Below are 18,449 nucleotides of genomic sequence, written 5' to 3' on the forward strand. Positions count from 1 at the left end.
ACCTGAACCTGAACCTGAACCTGAACCTGAACCTGAACCTGAACCTGAACCTGAACCTGAACCTGAACCTGAACCTGAACCTGAACCTGAACCTGAACCTGCCATGCAGGAAGATCATCAGGTGATGGTTTTCGATGCAGAGGATGGGCAACTGATCGGACTCGAAAGTACCTCAGCTCAACAGCAGGCTCAGTTCGATATCACTGCATCTGACGATGTTTTAGTATTTCCAGTTGAACAACATGTGCAAGACAGCGACATTGTGAGTCAAGCAATTGAACAGAATGCTCTGGTTGAACCTGAACAAATGGATGCTGTTGTAACCGAGCAAGTGGCAGAACAGCCTATTGAAACTCCGATTGAGTTTGATACTCAATCAAGTACTGCTGAATCCACAGATTTGATGCCACAAGATATTTTAAAACTTCGTGAACAGGTATTAGAGGGTGAGTGGAATCTAGAGAAGTGGGAGTATTGGTTTAGAACCAGCCAACTTTCTCCCGCTGTGCAAGAGTTAGCTCAGCATGGGGTTATGCAAGGTGAGATTAATGGTGCATCGGTTTTCCATATTCCTCAAGAATATGAGGTCATGCTATCGCAGTTACAACATGGCTTAGAGGATGCACTCAACTCGCAATGGCCAAATACACAGTTCAATGTGCAGTATGGGGAAGTGCATTCCAATACACCATTGGCAATTCAGAATAAGCGTAAAGAAAAAGCCTTCAACCGAGCAGTAGAGTTACTGCAACATGAACCAACCATCAAAAGCTTGATTGAGACCTTTGATGCGGAACTACACAATATTCAATTGAAACCTTGAGCGAGGATAAAGCAACGCTTTATCCGAGCGCAAGACGAGAGCCTGCTCGAGTGGCGGAATTAAACTTAAAGCATCGCTTTAAGGCTTTGTCTTGAGAAGCGTTTAAAGCTTCGCCAGAAGACATGCTGCGAATGGGACAGGGACATTTGTTAGAAATGGCGCATGTTGCAATGAGAGCTATAGCGCGTAAGGTGAAATATCAACAGACCTTATTCTGTTAGCAAATATTCAGTAAGTACATCACGCATATTTTGTGGAATTGCAGTACTTTTTCGATTTACCCGATCAACAAATACATGAACAAAATGCCCCTGTGCTGCGGCTTGTTGTTGACCCTGTTTAAAAATAGCCAGCTCGTAGCGTAACGAGGAATTGCCAATTTTTCCAATGGCAACGCCGACCTGAATGATTTCTGGAAATGAGAGTTCTTGTAAAAAGCTACAAGCTGAGTCGACCACCAGACCGATCACGTCACTGTGATGGATGTCGAAACCTGTTTTTTGAATGAGCAATGAGTTAGCTGCGGTATCAAAATAGCTATAGTAGGTCACATTATTGACATGACCATAAATATCGTTATCTGCCCAGCGGGTTTGAATATCAAAAAAGAATTTGAATTGTTCACGGGTTTTTAAAATAGGTTTGCTCATGCATAAATCGCCTGATAAATCTGTAAAGCATCTTGTTCGGTCATTTCTCTTGGATTGTTTTGCAATAGTCGAGTTTGTAGCATGGCATCCTTCGCCAGTTGTGGTAATTTTGCCTCTGCAATCTCTAAATCTTTTAATTTAAGCGTTAAGCCACTGTGATCTAAATGATTTTGCATATGATCAATAAATAGATCGCATAGCCCATCGGTACAGCCTGTACTTCGTGGATCGAGCAGTTGCATTAACTCAGCATAATGGTGTTTGGCTTTGGGCACATTGAATTTCAATACCTCAACCAGGACTAAAGCATTGGTATGACCATGGGAAAGATGGAAATGTCCACCAAGTGGATAGGCAAGTGCATGTACGGCACCGACAGGCGCATTGGCAAAGGCTTGACCTGCCAACATTGAGCCAATCAGCATGTTTTGACGAGCATCTAAGTCAGCGCCATTTTTGAGCACCTTCGCTAAATTTTGATTGAGTAGTTGAAGTGCATTTTTAGCCAGTATATCGGCATAAAAGTTCTTTTTGATATTTGAGGTATAGGCTTCAATCGCATGTACCATCGCATCGATACCTGTTGCTGCCGTGATATGTGCAGGTAGACCTTCTGTGAATGTTGCATCTAAAATGGCAACATCCGCATATAAAATGGGTGATACAACCCCCATTTTGGTTGTTGCTCCAGTGGTGACGATTGAAATCGGTGTCACTTCCGAGCCTGTTCCAGCGGTCGTTGGAACTAAAATAAGTGGCAAACGAGGGGCTTTGGCTTGGTTGACGCCATAAATTTCACTTAGATGTTGCTGTTGCTCAGGATGTGCGAGTAAAGCAATAATCTTAGCGACATCCATTGAGCTGCCACCACCAAAACCGATAATTACATCAATCTGTTCTTGTTTAGCAAAATCAACTGCTTCTAATACGATATGTTCTGGGGGGTCAGCTTGGATATCTGAGTAAATAATATGATCGAGTGAGATTTGATTGAATATTTGTATAATAGGTTGATGCAACTGATGCTGAATCATCCCAGCATCTGTCACTAAAAGCGCTTTGTGATAATTGTGTTGTGTTAAAACCTGTTTAAGTTCTTGTATCGAACCTAGTCCCGCGATAATGTTCGGAACAGTTTGAAATTGAAATGGATTCATAGGTACGTCCTTATACTTGAACTGTATTCACACTTTATAAATAAATTGCGCTCTCAGCTAAAATATTCTCTCTCACAATCATAGATAAAATGTCAACAGACCCTTATAAATACAACATTTTTATATGAAGTGACTATAGGTTTCATTGTCCAAATAAATTACCATAAGACGCTGTCAAAATGTGTAGCGTTGAGGTGATTATGCCATCCAAAATGCCCTATAAGGTGTTATGTGTCTGTTTGGGAAATATTTGTCGTTCGCCCACAGCAGAAGCGATTCTCAGACATTATTGTGATGCGCATGGTTTAGAGGTCTTGGTCGATTCAGCGGGAACAAGTAATTATCACCCCAATAAAGCACCAGACGCTCGTAGTCAGCAACACGCCTTACAGCGCGGCTATGATCTCTCTACGCAAAGAGCAAGACAATTAAGATTAGAAGATTTCATTGAGTTTGATCTCATTTTAGCGATGGATCATGAAAACTTTGATGATATTCAATCACTCATGACTCAAGCAGTTCGCCAATTTGGTACTGATCAGATTCGTGCCAAAATTGTATTAATGAGTGAACACGATCCGTTATTTAGCCAACAAGCTGTTCCTGACCCTTATTATGGTGGCGCTGATGGTTTTGATCGAGTGCTTGATCAATGTGAGTCGAGTAGCCAAGCATGGGTGAATATTTTTAAACAGCAAATCAAAGCAGGGTAATAGGATCTCACTCGACATGAATGTACAACAGCAAGTTCAGCTTAAACATCTAAATACCCTAAATTTGAATGCTATCGCTTCGCATTATGTTCAAATTCATCAGCCGAATGATGTAATTGAGGCTTTGGCATTTGCTGAGCAACAAGGTTTAAACGTTTTGGTTTTGTCTGGTGGAAGTAATGTATTGCTGCCACAGCAACTTCAAGCGTTGGTGGTACACTTAAATATTCAAGGCATTGACCTTTTGGCTGAAGATGAAAATACCGTGACTGTGAAAGTTGGCGCAGGTCAAATTTGGCATGATTTCGTCTTATATAGCACACAGCAAAACTGGTTTGGTTTACAGAATTTAGCTTTGATTCCTGGTTTGGTAGGGGCTTCACCTGTACAGAACATTGGTGCTTATGGTGTCGAGGTAGGTGAGTTTATTGAATCTGTGCAAGTCTATGATCGTGAATTAAAACAGTTTGACTCTATTTTAGCCGAAGATTGTCATTTCGCTTATCGTCATAGCATTTTCAAAGATCAACCCAATCGTTACATCATTGTTAGTGTAACTTTTAAGTTGTTGAAACATGCAGATTTAAAACTCAGTTATGGTGATCTTAAGCAAGCAGTCGGTGATGAACTGACGGCAGAAAACTTACAAAATCAGGTGATTCATATTCGCCAAAGTAAACTACCTGATCCGAGAGCATTTCCAAATGTGGGAAGCTTTTTTAAAAATCCAATTCTGCCACAAACTGAATTTAATAAAGTCGCTCAACAATTTCCAAACATTCCTCATTATCCACAAGCAAATAGCAATGTTAAAGTGGCAGCAGGCTGGTTGATTGATCAAAGCGGTTGGAAAGGTAAGCAGCTTGGTTCCGTCGGTATGTTTCATAAGCAGGCATTGGTATTGGTGAATCATGCAGAGGCCACTTTAGCCGATGTTCAAAATACCTATCATGCTGTACAAAGTGATGTAAAACAAAAGTTTAGTATTCAATTAGAACCTGAACCTGTGTTATATAGTCAACACGGTTTAATCCAAGCTCACAGTGAATGAGGAGATTTATGGCTAAAGTACATTGGATGGTCAGTTTAGTACGAGTAATCACAATACTATTCGTGCTATTGGGCTGTTTTGTACTTTTTTTATATTCACCGTTTTACTCTCAACTGATGGTAAAGGGCTTAACTCACTTTGTGTCAGTGGATGTCAATGAGGTTGCGGCTGAAAGCCAAAAATCAGCTGCTTTGAGTGAACATGAAAATTTAGAGCCGGGTTCCAATTTATGGATTGCTCGACAAGCTTATCTCAAATTAATCGAAAAACGCTTTGAACCAGAGCGCTCTAAAGACCTAAAGCTCATTCAGGCACGATATAAATTATTACAACAGCTTATTGTTGAGGAACAAGAAAAAGAAAATGAACCGGAAAAAAAGCTGATTGTTCCGTTAAGCAACAAGCAAATACAAGATCAAGAGGCTATCGCTGCTGCGAGTACACCTATTGATTTTTTACAATTCAATACACCTGACAATCAGGTATTAATGGAAAAGTATGTCGCTTTCTTAGAAACATATCCGATGGAGTTGCCGACTCTTGAGGGACAAGAAGGGCTGAGCAAAGAAGATTTACTCGAGCTTGAGAAGAATAAAGATGGGATTGTTGCAGCCAAAAGTAGCACTGAGCCTTATGCCATTGTGGTCTTGGGTGGTGGATTGACACTTGGGGCAAATGGCAAAGACATTGTTGTCAATAATTATACGCGGTTGCGTTTAGAGCGAACATTGCAAGTTGAGAAAAAATACGATTTACCTATTGTACTCAGTGGTGTGGAAGCACCGTATATGCAAGCATGGTTGGAAGAACGTGGTATCGAAGCGAAATTGCTTGAAAATAGAAGCATGAATACCTGTGAAAACTCTCGCTTTAGCTCACTTTTACTGCAAAAGAAAGGTGGTGCACCCAAAGTCATCTTGATTACCGATGAGTATCATATGCCTCGTACACGACGCTTATTCGCTTTGAATGGTATTGAGACGGTTCCAGTGGTTGCACCTATGCCAACAACTTTAACGCGCTGGCGTCCGAGTGAAAAAAACTACGATCATAGTCGCCGTGCCAATTATGAACTGCTTGCCACGATTCGTGATGTATTATTTGGTTCAAGTGATTGTCGGGAGATACCATAATGTCCAATATTCCATTTTTAAATCCGACAATTTTAAAACAACTTGATTTACCTATTCCAAATCGTGAAACCACACCGCAAATACTTGAAGTTTTAGATCTGAATCAGCCTTTTGAAGCACCTAAAGCGTTACTTGCATATCAGAAGTTGTATGGATTGGACTCGTTGGAGTGTGATCAGTGGCAAGGTTATGTGGAAATGCCATTGTTTCGTGTCCATGTGCAAGTTTTTCAGCCGAAGCAATCTGAGATACAAGGTACCGTTTGCTTATTACATGGGTACTTGGAGCATAGCGGGATTTATCAGCCGATTATTAAAGAGATATTGGATCAGGGCTTTAGTGTTGTGACCTACGATTTACCGGGTCATGGTTTGAGTGATGGTTCAGCGGCAAGTATTCAAAACTTTGATCATTATCAACAGGTTTTACATGCGGTTTATGATGCGGTTCGTGATGCAAAACAATTGCCAAAACCATGGTTGGGAATAGGGCAAAGTACGGGTGGTGCGATTTGGATGCATCATTTATTAGAATTTGCACAACGCAGGGAAGATCCGATTGTCGATCGAGTGCTGTTGTTATCACCCTTGATTCGACCTGCGAAAACAGCATGGTGGCATAACTCTGTGGGTTTGGGCATTATTCGCCGTATTAAAAGCCAAGTGCCACGACATTTCCGTCGTAATAATCATAATCCCGAGTTTCTACGTTTTGTTCGCTTAAAAGATCCTTTGCAACCACGGATGATGGGGATGGATTGGATACTCGCCATGTCAAAATGGATGCTGGAAATGGAACAACGCCCAGCATGTCGGATACCTGTGTGGTTAGCGCAAGGAGCGCTCGATCAAACGGTTGATTGGCGTTATAACATTGAATATATTCGACGTAAATTTAGATTACAGACCTTATTGATGCTAGAAGAAGGCTCGCATCAATTGATCAATGAGCGTGCAGATATTCGCGCTGCGTTAACAGGTTTGATTCCAGCATTCTTGCATGCAAAACCAAATCACCACTATTACTAGTGGTGATTTTTATTGAGCTTAGTTTTTATTAAAATTGGGTCGCATCTGCCATTTTCCACATTCGATAGTAGAAATTTTCATCATCATCTAAGTCACTTTGCAGTAATTCCTTTTCTTTGAGAAAGAAATGAATTTGTGCATAGTTTTTGATTTCCCGATCATTCATCCGTTGCGCTAAATGATGGGCTTTGATCTCTGACGGATGGCTTAATCCTGCGGCAGCAATCATTTCAGATAATGTATGTAAGGTGTTTTTGTGAAAATTAAACACGCGTTCAGATTTACTCGGTACATCAATGGCTTTCTGACGATCTTGATCCTGTGTTGCCACTCCAACAGGACATTGGTTGGTATGGCAGCTTTGCGCTTGAATACAACCAACAGCAAACATAAATCCGCGTGCAGAATTGACCCAATCAGCGCCTAAAGCAAAAGTACTGGCGATATCAAATGCACTGATGATTTTTCCACTAGCACCGATTTTAACTTGGCTACGTAAGCCAGCACCCGTCAAGGTATTGTGGACGAAGCGTAATCCTTCTCTTAGTGGTGTCCCAATGTAATCACTAAATTCAATTGGCGCTGCACCTGTACCACCTTCAGAACCATCCACCACCACAAAATCAGGAACAATTTTTGTTTCGAGCATGGCTTTCACGATACTCATAAACTGCCAAGGTTGACCAATACAAAGTTTAAAGCCGACAGGTTTACCACCAGACAATTCTCTTAATTTTTGAATGAAATGCATCATTTCAATTGGTGTGTTAAAGCTCGGATGTTTGGCTGGAGAAACACAGTCATGATCTCTGGAAATACCGCGAATACGTGCGATTTCTTCAGTGATTTTATGTTTTGGTAGGATGCCACCATGACCAGGCTTAGCACCTTGCGAAAGCTTGACCTCAATCATTTTAATCTGTGGGTTTTTGGCTTGTACAGCAAACTTTTCTGGATCAAAAAGTCCTTCAGGCGTGCGACAACCAAAATAACCACTGGCAATTTGCCAAACAATATCACCGCCATTTTCTAAATGATAAGGGCTTAAGCTGCCTTCACCCGTATCATGATAAAATTTTCCCTTTTTTGCACCTTGATTCAGTGCTCGAATGGCATTGGCACTTAAACTCCCAAAACTCATCGCCGAAATATTCATAATGGAGGCGCTGTAGGGTTGAAGACATTGCGCATTACCAATTTGAACACGAAAAGAGGCTGGATCAGCAGGTGGGCATGGTGCAATTGAGTGGACAATAAAGCGATAGTTTGGTTCATACACGTCGATGATTGAACCAAACGGTTTATCCGCATTTTCATTCTTGGCGCGCTGATAGACAAGGCTGCGTTGCATCCGTGAAAAGGGTAACGCATCTTGATCTGATTCAATAAAGTATTGACGAATTTCAGGACGTACATCTTCAAAAATAAAACGGAAATGACCCAAAATTGGATAGTTTCTTAATATCGCATGTTTCTTTTGTAGTAAATCGTATACGCCAACCAGACTGAGTAAGGTTGTGACCAGCCAAAGCCCATTGAGAAGTGTGTCAGAAATAAAATAGTAAATGGTGTGGGGAGTATAAGTGGCCTTGAACCAAGTAATCGTTAAGGCGATAAAAATACAAAGAAACCAAACAGAATGTCTTGAAAAGAAAGTGTTGAGTAATTTATGTCGTATAGCTTGTGCTGGACTAGCCATAGGCATGGGATTCCTATTATTAAACAATGAAGTAACCATGCCAAGAAGCAGATATAACTACAAGTAATGAATTGTTAGGTCTGAGAATGATTCTCTAAAAGGGGAGAAAATGAATGATTGCGAAATGGGTCAAACGCTATTGTTTTTCACAAGCCATTGTTAATAAATATATTTTTTATCATTAAGTTCCAGATTCGTGAGAATGATTTTTTATATTTTTTGCTATTCATTCCGTGGAATATTCATGCTTTATTGGATTGAGACCAATGTCGGATTTAGATATAAAGCTATTTATCGTTAAATCACGCGAATGGGCAATATGGGCTGTTCGATTCAGCAAAGTGGAGCATTTTGAAAAAGTAATAATTACATATAACATAATTAAATTATGTATTGCATAAATTTATTCTTTCTTGTAGCATGAATTTTAAGTTGGTAGCCAATACATAGATATGCTTTTTTCAGCGTTGTATTTGGCTTCCTCAAGGAAAGGAAAAGGTTTTGATACGGATGCTTTGATCAACATAGAACAACACCGTATGCCTTTTCTATTAACGCTCGCACGTGTTGAGGTCTTTTAGATTGTTTTAACAATGATAGTCATGGTTAAATCATCAATGAGAGATCAATATCATTGTGTTTAGTATTAAAACGGATGAATTTATCTCAATAAGGATAAGGGAAACTAGATGGACATTTTAGATAACCCATTAGAACTTTGTGGATTTGCTTTTATTGAGTTTGTTTCGACGGAAAATGGATTAGATCAAATTTTTGAAACAATTGGTTTTTCAAAAGTCGCAAAACACAAATCTAAGAAAGTGTATTTATGGCGTCAGGGTAATATCAATATCATTTTGAATTATCAACCTGAATCTTATGCTTCATTTTTCTTTAAAGAGCATGGTCCTTCAGCATGTGCAATGGGTTTTAGAACCCGTGATGCTGCAAAAGCCTTTAAAAATGCGATTGAGCTAGGTGCAGAACCGATGCATTCTCAATCAGGGCCAATGGAACTGAATATCCCTGCGATTAAAGGAATTGGTGGTATGCCGATTTTTCTTGTAGATCGTGATATTTATGAAAATGATTTCATTTTCTTTGATGATGTTGAAAGAAATCCACGTGGTGCTGGTTTAAATGAAATTGATCATTTAACCCATAATGTCTATAAAGGACGTATGGATTATTGGGCCAATTTCTACGAAAAAATCTTTAATTTCCAAGAAATTCGCTATTTTGATATTAAAGGTGAATATACAGGTTTAACCTCTAAAGCCTTAACCGCACCTGATGGTTTGATTCGTATTCCATTAAATGAAGATTCGGACAAGGGCAATGGTCAAATTGCTGAATTCTTAGCCGACTTCAACGGTGAAGGCATTCAACATATTGCATTTATTACCGATGATCTTATTTCGACATGGGATAAGTTGAAAGGTTTGGGGCTGAAGTTTATGACGCCACCACCAGAAACTTATTATGAAATGTTGAAAGAACGCTTGCCTGAGCATGGCGAACCAACGGATGAGTTGCAAAAACGCGGTATTTTATTGGATGGCAATACCAAAGATGGTCAGAAAAAGCTGTTGTTGCAGATTTTTTCTGAAAATATGCTTGGGCCAGTTTTCTTTGAGTTCATCCAACGTAAAGATGATGATGGTTTTGGCGAAGGTAACTTCAAGGCATTATTTGAATCAATTGAACGTGATCAAATTCGTCGTGGTGTGTTAGAAACCAAATAAGTATCTCGCAAATCCACACTAAAAAGCCAAGAATCAATTCTTGGCTTTTTTGATTTGACGATGAAGCAGATGATTTAAAAGTTAGACTTCTTTCATAAACTCCTTTTGGTTTTCTCAATGGGAGAAATACAAACAGGCTAAATCATAATGAAGAGGTCTATTAACGCGTTTTAATGTACTGATTGATTGCTGCGACTTCACGTTTAAATAATTCGAGTTTCTCGCTGCCAGCATGTACAGGTAAGAACATTTCGCTATCCAATGCAACGATACAAAATTCCATGGCATGTTGCGCATTAAAGATCGGTAAACCAACCGCATTGATACCAACCAATAAGTCACCTTGAGCGATGGCCATGCCATGTTGCAACGTGATTTCTTTGAGTGCTAAGAACTCATCCCAGTTGGCTGGTTTGATCGGATAGTGGTTTTGTGCCGCTTTTTCCCATTCGGCATACATTAGCGGCTGAATCACAGCTTCAGGCAAATAAGATGCAAAGATACGACCTGCCGCAGAGTTGACCAAAGGCATGGTTGAACCGACTTTAGTGACAATTGAAATCGGGTGATTTGATTCAATCGATTGTACGACTAAAGGCCCTTTAGGCGACCATTTACTGATTTGGATACCACAGCCGATTTTACTTTGTAGATCGTAGATCAGATGCTGAACCAATTGTAAAACATCCGTATGTTGAATACAGTTCAGCCCCAAACGCCAAGCTTGATCACCTAATGCATACTGACCACCTTCCAGTTGTTTTGCGTAATTCATACGGATCAGGCTGACAAGATAACGATGGACTTTGGCTGGATGCATATCAAGTTGGCTGGACAGCTCTTTTAAAATAATCGGCTTATTATGTTCCAAAAGGGCATTGAGAACGGATAATCCCACCTCAAGTGATTGAACCCCACCAGATAACTTTTCTTCAATCATTCAGTAACCCTTCATCTACATTTCATCTAGCTGTATTGGTTTGATCTTGGTATTCGATTTTACGCGTTCTGCACATAATGCCTGAGCATTCTGCAAAATAGAAATCATCTTTTTAAATGACTTAAATAGGTGAATTGTATAAGCATACATTTGTTTTCATATAGAACTGGATTTTGTTTGTATCACAGCAGAATACAACTCACTCATATTTAGACAATAAAAAATCGGCATTGAAGTGATATTTCTTCAATGCCGATTTACGCATTGTTTATGCTACATGTCTATGCTGACGTATAGCATCGGTATTGATCATACTTCAGCCCCTAACTCATCTTCATGTAAGAAGTGGGTGTGATGGGGCGCACGTTTGGTCCGACTCCACTCATCCAGCATTTCTAACTTCATTTCTTCGGTGATCCGTGCAATTTTGGCATCTGCATGAATGTCATTATAGGTTAGTTCTAGGCGATGACCATTTGGATCGAAGAAATAAATCGAATGGAAAATACCATGATTGGTGACACCCAATACTTTCACGCCATGCGCTTCAAGATGTGCTTTTGCCTCTAATAGGGTATCCTGATCTTCTACTTCAAAAGCAATATGTTGTACCCATTGAGGGGTGTTTTCATCACGTCCCATTTCAGGTTGTGTCGGCAGCTCAAAAAATGCCAAGACATTACCTTGACCTGCATCGAGGAATAAATGCATATAAGGGTCAAATGCTTTGGTAGACGGTACATGGTCTTCTGCAAAAGCAAGAATAAAATCCATATTCAGCATGGTTTTATACCATTCCACCGTTTCTTTGGCATCTCGACAACGGTAAGCAACGTGGTGAATTTTTTTAATTGCAAAGCTCATCATAAAACTCCTTTTATTTCTATTCCCAATCTGGTTGTTTTTCTGGGGCTGCATGCAGGAATGCGGGAATCGTTAAACAGTGTTGATAGATGGATTCAATTTTTGGAAATGCAGTTAAATCAACTTTGAAACGTTTCGCGTTATAGACTTGAGGAATCAAACAACAGTCAGCAAATGTGGCTTGTGTGCCAAAGCAGAATTGCCCATTTGAATCCTGAAGCTGCACCTCTAAACTCTTAAAGCCTTGTAACATCCAGTGTTGATACCAACTATTTTTTTGCACATCACTGACTGCAAGTTCATGCTGTAAATACTTCAACACTCTTAGATTGTTGAGTGGATGAATATCACAGGCAATCGCTTGTGCAAAGGCGCGGACTTTGGCTCGATCAGCAAGATTTTTGGGTAATAAAGCAACCTCAGGATAAGCTTCTTCCAAATATTCCAAGATGCTGATGGATTGCAACAAGGTTTGATCCGCATCCATTAGGGTCGGTAGCAATTGGCTTGGATTCAGTGCTTGGTAATCTGCCTGCTGCTGTTCATTTTTCACTAAATGAATCGCCTGTGTTTCATAGGCAAGCTGTTTTAGATTTAATGCAATCCGTACGCGATAAGCCGCAGAACTACGGAAGTAGCTATACAGTTTCATAGCTCACTTCCTCAGTTTCATTAAACTCAAAGTGATGTGCAGCAAGAATCGTATTTTCGACTTGACCAAAACCGATACGGATACCGTCTTTTTCACAATAACCTTTCATCACGACACGGTCGCCATCTTCTAAGAAACCACGTGTTTCACCATTTGAAAGGGTCAATGGTTTGGTGGTATTCCATGTCAATTCGAGCAAGCTGCCGTAGGAATCTTCGGTTGGTCCTGAAATAGTACCTGAACCCATGAGATCACCGACTTGGACATTACAGCCTGAGATCGTGTGATGCGTCAGTTGTTGTGCCATCGACCAATACATATATTTAAAGTTGGTTTGGCAAATCACATCTGATTTTTGCGATTGCGGACTTTGTACTTCGACACTGAGATGAATGTCATAGCTATTTGAGCAGTGCTCTTCTAGATAGCGCAGTGGTTTAGGTTGTTGTTCAGGGCCTTTGACCTTGAACGGTTCCAATGCTTCCATCGTCACTACCCATGGAGAAATAGCGCTGGCGAAGGTTTTGGCATTGAATGGTCCTAACGGCACATATTCCCACTGTTGAATATCTCGTGCTGACCAGTCATTGAGTAACACCATGCCAAAAATATGATCCGATGCGTCTTCAATCGCAATTGGCTGCCCCAGTTTCGTTGCTTTACCCACGATAAATGCGGTTTCTAATTCAAAATCGAGTTTGCGTGTTGCGGAGAAAATCGGACGTTCACTATTGGGTAATTTGATTTGTCCTGATGGACGCACAATATCTGTACCACTGACGATGACTGAGCTAGCTCGTCCATTATATCCCACTGGAAGTTCACTCCAGTTGGGAAGAAGAGCATTTTTAGGATCTCTAAACATGGTGCCGACATTGGTGGCATGTTCTTTAGACGAATAGAAATCAGTATAGCCCGGTACATGGATAGGTAAGTGTAAAGTTACCGTATTTTGTTGCAAGAATATTAGATTACGCAGCTCGGCATTATCACGTAGAGTCGGGTTATCTACAGACAATAAATGCTGCAATGTTTGACGCACTTTTTGCCGGTTTTGTTTGCCAGACTCAATAAATGGATTCAGTGTCGGTTGGTTGAAATAGTCTTGATTTCCATCAAGTTGCAATAAACCGTGCGCTTCTAATGCAGCAAGGTCAATCACCCAGTCGCCAATTGCAACGCCAACACGTTTATTGCCTTGAGCTATTTCACTAAAGATGCCATACGGCAAATTATGCATTGTGAAATCTGATTGAGGGTCAATCTCAAGAAAAGAAGTTAAATACTGTGTCATGTTTTTGCTTTCCTTGTCTTAATTTTGTCAGGGTTACCTTGAAGTAAAGTTTTCACTTTATTGGTCAAATTATTGAAATATATAAATATGTTTAAAATATTATAAGTTTCTTTAATCTAGACCGAGCAAGAGGAGCGAACGTTATGATTTCTATCATACTGAAAATAAATAATTACGCAATACATAATTTAATTACATATAACATAATTATTGTTATTTATTGAATTTTCTGCTTATATGCGCGGTTATGAGAAAAGTAAATTAATTATTTTTCGATCAACTATAGGCATTTGGGATTAATTTATGATATACGTAATTAAATACAAGAAAATTACGTGACAAGGATGAGAATAATCATATGTCAAATGAAGCGCAAGGAAACCTGAAACATGGTTTGAGCAATCGGCACATCCAGCTTATCGCGCTAGGTGGTGCTATTGGTACAGGATTGTTTCTGGGTATTTCACAATCTATTAAGCTGGCAGGTCCGTCAGTTATTTTAGGTTATGCAATCGCAGGCCTTATTGCATTTTTAATGATGCGACAGTTAGGCGAAATGGTGGTTCAAGAGCCAGTCAGTGGCTCATTTAGTCATTTTGCGAATAAATACTGGGGTTCATTTGCAGGTTTTATGTCTGGCTGGAATTATTGGGTACTCAATATTCTAGTCTGTATGGCTGAGCTGACGGCAATCGGACTTTATATTCAATATTGGTGGCCCGAGATTCCGACATGGGCATCGGCATTGGCCTTTTTCCTGTTAATTAACGGTATTAACTTATTGCATGTGAAGCTGTTTGGCGAGATGGAGTTCTGGTTTTCTATCGTCAAAATTTTAGCAATCCTAGCCATGATTGGCTTTGGTTCTTATTTGCTTGCAACAGGTACCGCAGGTCCACAAGCTGGTATTAGCAATCTTTGGGCTTTGGGTGGATTCTTTCCATTTGGTGTTGAAGGTCTAGTCATGGCGATGGCTGTGATTATCTTTGCATTTGGTGGGATAGAATTGTTTGGTATCACCGCGGCAGAAGCACGTGATCCAGATAAAACCTTACCTAAGGCAGTGAATCAAATTATTTATCGTATTTTGATTTTCTATATCGCAACACTATTTATTTTGTTTGCATTATTCCCTTGGAATCAAATGATCGAAGGCGGTAGTCCGTTTGTGATGGTCTTTGCTTCTTTAGACAGCCATGGTGTGGCAACCATGTTGAACTTTGTCATCTTGACAGCGGCAGTGTCTGTTTATAATGGGACAAGTTATTGCAGCAGCCGTATGTTGCTCGGTTTGGCACAGCAGGGGAATGCACCAAAATTCTTAAAACAGATCAATAAACGTGGTATCCCAACCAATGCGGTGCTGGTATCCGCTTTCGTAACCGTATTATGTGTATTGATCAACTATCTATTTCCACAAAAAGCCTTTGCGTTGTTGATGATGCTAGTGGTTGCTGCGATTGTGATCAACTGGATCGTGATTTCATGGACGCATCTTAAGTTCCGTAAAGCGATGCAAATACAAGGGCAGACCACCAAGTTTCCAAGTATTGCTTATCCATTTAGTAATTATCTTTGCATCGTATTTATGCTTGGTATTCTTGTGGTGATGTCACTTTCACCAGATATGCGTATTGCGGTGATGATGATTCCTGCGTGGATTCTCTGCTTAATGCTGACTTATGCCTTTAAGCTGCGAAAACTGAAAAATGCTCAATCGAGTATGGCGTTAGGAACTGATGTTTAAAGACTATTCCTGAGTTTCATATAAATAGGGTTGGATGAATGTTCAGCCCTATTTTTTTGTAATGGCTAAAATGTCACTGCTATTGTTCATAACAACAAAGCGTCAATGATTTGGTTTAGGTATTATTGTTTTATCTAAGATAGAATTGTGCACTCATCAATCGAAAATAAGTTTGCTTGTTTTTGGCTTGATATCATGTTGTTCATCAAAAGGCTTCTGCATTGTTTCAATCTTTAAATATCCAAACACGATTGGGCGGTTTCTACCTGTTTTACTATGCAATCGTTGGAACATTCATGCCTTATTGGAACCTGTATCTACAAGATCAGGGCTTCAACTATCAAGAAATCGGTGTTTTATCTTCTATTGCAATCATTACGCGTTTTTTTGCGCCGTTGATCTGGGGCTGGATTGCAGATAAATCTGGGAAACGGATGCTGTTAGTTCGTATTGCCACATGGATGGAGGCGTGTATTTGGTTTGCCATTTTTGTGATTCCAAATAACTTTCAATCTGTCGCATTACTCATGCTGATTTTTAGTTTTTTTCAGAATGCGATCTTGGCGCAGTTTGAAGGTGTGACACTCTTTTGGTTAGGTGAAAAACGAGCTGAATTGTATGGCAAAGTTCGAAAGTGGGGTTCGGTTGGCTTTATTGTTGGAGTCTTTGCGATTGGGGCATTATTAGAAATTATCCCCATCTCCATGTTACCAATCTTACTTTTAGCAATTTCGTTTTTAGCTTTCTTATGGTCATTTAGTATTAAAGAACCTAAATATGCACCAAGTTCACAAGAAAAATTAGAACCTATATGGCCGATTCTAAAAAGACCCTTGGTTGCTGCATTTTTTACGATAGAGTTTATTTTACTATTTTCACTTGCACCATTTTATAGTTTCTATAGCAACTTTCTCAAAGAAATCGGGTTTAGTACGACACAAATTGGCAGTCTATGGGCGATGGGGGTTATTGCTGAAATTGTAATGTTTGCGATTGCACAGAAAGTCTTTTTTACCCGTTTTTCATGGCGGAACTTGGTGATCATTTGTCTTTTATTCACCAGTCTTCGCTGGTTTCTCGTCGGAATATTAAACACTCATTTCATCGGGCAGCTTTTAGCCCAATGTTTACACGCCTTTAGTTTTGGATTATTTCATTTGATTGCGATGAAAGTCATTTTTCAGAACTTTTCGGCTGGGCAACAAGGTAGAGGTCAAGCCTTGTATAGCACCATGTGGGGGTTGGGTGTTGCCTCGGGTAGTTTATTGGCAGGGTATTATTGGCAAATCTTTTCAGGTGTGACCATTTTCTTCTGTGCCAGTGCAGTTGTCTTACTTGGTTTGGTCTTTGTGATATGGCTGCCGAATCAGCTAGAAACGGCAGCCAAAGGCTAAACTAGAGTTGAATGTTTTTATACTGCGGCATCCATGGTTGTACTTGCTCAAGTTGTGCAGCGAGTTGTAGCAAACGATCTTCACGTCCAAAGGGAGCAATAAACTGGCTGCCTAATGGCATACCATTTTTATTCCAGTACAGTGGTACAGACATGGCAGGTAAACCTGTGACATTGGCTAATTGCGTGAAAGGCACCCAACTCAAATTATCCTGAACCATTTTCTCAACCAGTTTCCCTTGTGCGAGATAATGTGCTTTTCCAACTTTTAATAAAGCTTTCAAAATGGGTTTTTGCCAAGCAGGTGTGGCAACTTCACCATTTTTTGGGGCAACGGAAGCCGTTGTTGGGGTTAAGTATAGATCGTATTTTTCAAAGAAAATATTCATTTGGGTGCTATAAAGTCCCCAATTATTTAAGGTGTGGATGTATTCTGTTGCCGTGGTTTTTGCACCAAAAGCCGCTAAAGCAATTGAATCGAGTTCAAAATCATGATTTGTCGCACCTGACATTTGTTTGATTTGTGCTTGCATATAAGAGAATTGGCTAAACCATGTGGTGACGAAATCTTTTGCCAATTCTAAGCCATCTATTTTTGGACGATCTTCAACAACGATATGCCCTAAAGATTCTAAAAGTTTAGCGGTTTGTTGAACAGCTTGAATGGCATCTTTAGAAATTTTGCTACCAATCGGTGATTGGGTGCTGAATGCGATTTTGAGTTTTCTGGGCGCTTGTTGGATGACATCCAAATATTTCTGCTGCGGTGCTTCGATTCTAAAAAGAGAGCTTTGTTCAGGACCCTGTACAGCATCTAGCATGGCTGCGCTATCTCGTACCGTTTTACATAACACATGCTGCATCGCTGCACCATGCATAGCTTCACTATATTGAGGTCCCCATGGTGTGCGTCCACGGCTTGGTTTCAGTCCAAATAAACCACAATAAGATGCAGGAATACGAATCGATCCACCACCATCGCCAGCACCTGCAATTGGAACTAAACCAGCAGCGACGGCCGATGCAGAACCGCCTGAAGAGCCACCACTATTATGTTTTAAATTCCATGGGTTATGACATGAACCCCATGCCTCAGGTTCAGTAATACCTTTAATCCCAAACTCAGGGGTATTGGTTCGCCCAAATGTGACAATCCCAGTTTGTTCCCAACGATTGACGATTTCCGCATTAAAGTCTGGTGTGTAATTGATTCTTTTAAGTGCCTGACTACCATAAGAGGTGGGGATGCCTTGGTATTCTTGGAATAAATCTTTGACTAGAAATGGAACACCTGCGAATTGCCCTGAGGGTTGTTTCTTGGCACGTTGTTGAGCATGCTCGTACATGGGAATAATGATTGCGTTCAGTTTAGGATTGATTTTCTCCGTTCGTTGTAATGCAATTTCCAGTAACTCTGATGGATGAACTTGTTTATTCTTGACCAATTGAGCTAAGCCTAAACCATCATATTGGAGGTATTCAGAAAATTTCATGGCTTTTATCCCTAAAGCTAAACTTCTATCAATTAAAAACTAAATATTTGTAATTGATAAGAATACC

General features: G+C 40.1%; 16 protein-coding genes. 8 read left to right on the forward strand and 8 right to left on the reverse strand.

Going from position 1 to position 18,449, the window contains the following annotated elements; all coding sequences use genetic code 11:
- The coding region (locus MMP72_RS00005; protein WP_277606293.1) for a DNA polymerase III subunit gamma/tau C-terminal domain-containing protein at positions 1 to 823 on the forward strand (823 nt) is incomplete at its 5' end.
- Between the two features lie 209 nt (positions 824 to 1,032).
- Here the strand turns inward: MMP72_RS00005 and MMP72_RS00010 are convergent.
- Both MMP72_RS00010 and MMP72_RS00015 read right to left on the reverse strand, forming a co-directional pair.
- On the reverse strand, positions 1,033 to 1,473 hold the full coding sequence (locus MMP72_RS00010; RefSeq protein ID WP_241313631.1) for a thioesterase family protein: 441 nt from the start codon (positions 1,471 to 1,473) through the stop codon (positions 1,033 to 1,035).
- Positions 1,470 to 2,630: an iron-containing alcohol dehydrogenase gene (locus MMP72_RS00015; RefSeq protein ID WP_241313632.1), complete on the reverse strand. Its 1,161-nt coding sequence runs from the start codon at positions 2,628 to 2,630 to the stop codon at positions 1,470 to 1,472. Before MMP72_RS00015 ends, MMP72_RS00010 begins: the two co-directional genes overlap by 4 nt.
- Before the next feature lie 200 nt (positions 2,631 to 2,830).
- On the opposite strand from MMP72_RS00015, the gene MMP72_RS00020 reads away from it, so the two are divergent.
- Genes MMP72_RS00020 through MMP72_RS00035 form a run of 4 tightly spaced genes read left to right on the forward strand, consistent with a single transcriptional unit; the run spans position 2,831 to position 6,555 of the window.
- Positions 2,831 to 3,343 carry a low molecular weight phosphotyrosine protein phosphatase gene (locus tag MMP72_RS00020; protein ID WP_241313633.1) on the forward strand — a complete coding sequence of 171 codons (513 nt, stop codon included), beginning with the start codon at positions 2,831 to 2,833 and terminating at the stop codon, positions 3,341 to 3,343.
- Positions 3,344 to 3,347: 4 nt separating this feature from the next.
- The gene (gene murB / locus MMP72_RS00025) at positions 3,348 to 4,394 is read left to right on the forward strand and encodes a UDP-N-acetylmuramate dehydrogenase (protein ID WP_347005567.1); all 1,047 of its coding nucleotides are present in this window, start codon (positions 3,348 to 3,350) and stop codon (positions 4,392 to 4,394) included.
- A gap of 8 nt (positions 4,395 to 4,402) precedes the next feature.
- Positions 4,403 to 5,527, forward strand: a complete 1,125-nt coding sequence (locus MMP72_RS00030) for a YdcF family protein (RefSeq protein ID WP_241313635.1) — start codon at positions 4,403 to 4,405, stop codon at positions 5,525 to 5,527.
- A complete protein-coding gene (locus MMP72_RS00035; RefSeq protein ID WP_241313636.1) occupies positions 5,527 to 6,555 on the forward strand; it encodes an alpha/beta hydrolase in 1,029 nt (342 codons plus the stop codon). The genes MMP72_RS00030 and MMP72_RS00035 overlap by 1 nt, the downstream gene beginning before the upstream one ends.
- Before the next feature lie 28 nt (positions 6,556 to 6,583).
- On the opposite strand, the gene MMP72_RS00040 is transcribed toward MMP72_RS00035, so the two are convergent.
- The gene (locus MMP72_RS00040) at positions 6,584 to 8,254 is read right to left on the reverse strand and encodes an FMN-binding glutamate synthase family protein (protein WP_241313637.1); all 1,671 of its coding nucleotides are present in this window, start codon (positions 8,252 to 8,254) and stop codon (positions 6,584 to 6,586) included.
- Positions 8,255 to 8,943: 689 nt separating this feature from the next.
- Here MMP72_RS00040 and hppD point away from each other — a divergent pair.
- Entirely contained in the window at positions 8,944 to 9,999 is a 1,056-nt protein-coding gene (hppD, locus tag MMP72_RS00045) for a 4-hydroxyphenylpyruvate dioxygenase (protein WP_241313638.1), read from the forward strand.
- A 160-nt stretch (positions 10,000 to 10,159) separates the two neighbouring features.
- Here the strand turns inward: hppD and MMP72_RS00050 are convergent, their stop codons facing one another.
- The 4 genes from MMP72_RS00050 to fahA all read right to left on the reverse strand — a co-directional run bounded on the left by MMP72_RS00050 (position 10,160) and on the right by fahA (position 13,749).
- Complete coding sequence (locus MMP72_RS00050; protein WP_241313639.1) at positions 10,160 to 10,939, reverse strand: IclR family transcriptional regulator; 780 nt, start codon at positions 10,937 to 10,939, stop codon at positions 10,160 to 10,162.
- A gap of 309 nt (positions 10,940 to 11,248) precedes the next feature.
- Positions 11,249 to 11,803 (reverse strand): VOC family protein, encoded by a 555-nt coding sequence (locus MMP72_RS00055; RefSeq protein ID WP_241313640.1) that lies wholly within the window; start codon positions 11,801 to 11,803, stop codon positions 11,249 to 11,251.
- A 19-nt stretch (positions 11,804 to 11,822) separates the two neighbouring features.
- Positions 11,823 to 12,455 carry a maleylacetoacetate isomerase gene (gene maiA / locus MMP72_RS00060; RefSeq protein ID WP_241313641.1) on the reverse strand — a complete coding sequence of 211 codons (633 nt, stop codon included), beginning with the start codon at positions 12,453 to 12,455 and terminating at the stop codon, positions 11,823 to 11,825.
- On the reverse strand, positions 12,442 to 13,749 hold the full coding sequence (fahA, locus tag MMP72_RS00065; RefSeq protein WP_241313642.1) for a fumarylacetoacetase: 1,308 nt from the start codon (positions 13,747 to 13,749) through the stop codon (positions 12,442 to 12,444). Before fahA ends, maiA begins: the two co-directional genes overlap by 14 nt.
- Before the next feature lie 358 nt (positions 13,750 to 14,107).
- On the opposite strand from fahA, the gene MMP72_RS00070 reads away from it, so the two are divergent.
- Both MMP72_RS00070 and MMP72_RS00075 read left to right on the forward strand, forming a co-directional pair.
- Positions 14,108 to 15,496, forward strand: a complete 1,389-nt coding sequence (locus MMP72_RS00070; RefSeq protein WP_241313643.1) for an amino acid permease — start codon at positions 14,108 to 14,110, stop codon at positions 15,494 to 15,496.
- A gap of 221 nt (positions 15,497 to 15,717) precedes the next feature.
- On the forward strand, positions 15,718 to 16,890 hold the full coding sequence (locus tag MMP72_RS00075) for an MFS transporter (RefSeq protein ID WP_241313644.1): 1,173 nt from the start codon (positions 15,718 to 15,720) through the stop codon (positions 16,888 to 16,890).
- A gap of 1 nt (position 16,891) precedes the next feature.
- On the opposite strand, the gene MMP72_RS00080 is transcribed toward MMP72_RS00075, so the two are convergent.
- Positions 16,892 to 18,382, reverse strand: a complete 1,491-nt coding sequence (locus MMP72_RS00080) for an amidase family protein (protein WP_241313645.1) — start codon at positions 18,380 to 18,382, stop codon at positions 16,892 to 16,894.
- Positions 18,383 to 18,449 lie beyond the last annotated feature (67 nt).

This window comes from Acinetobacter sp. NIPH 2699, from assembly GCF_022549355.1.
Classification (GTDB): domain Bacteria; phylum Pseudomonadota; class Gammaproteobacteria; order Pseudomonadales; family Moraxellaceae; genus Acinetobacter.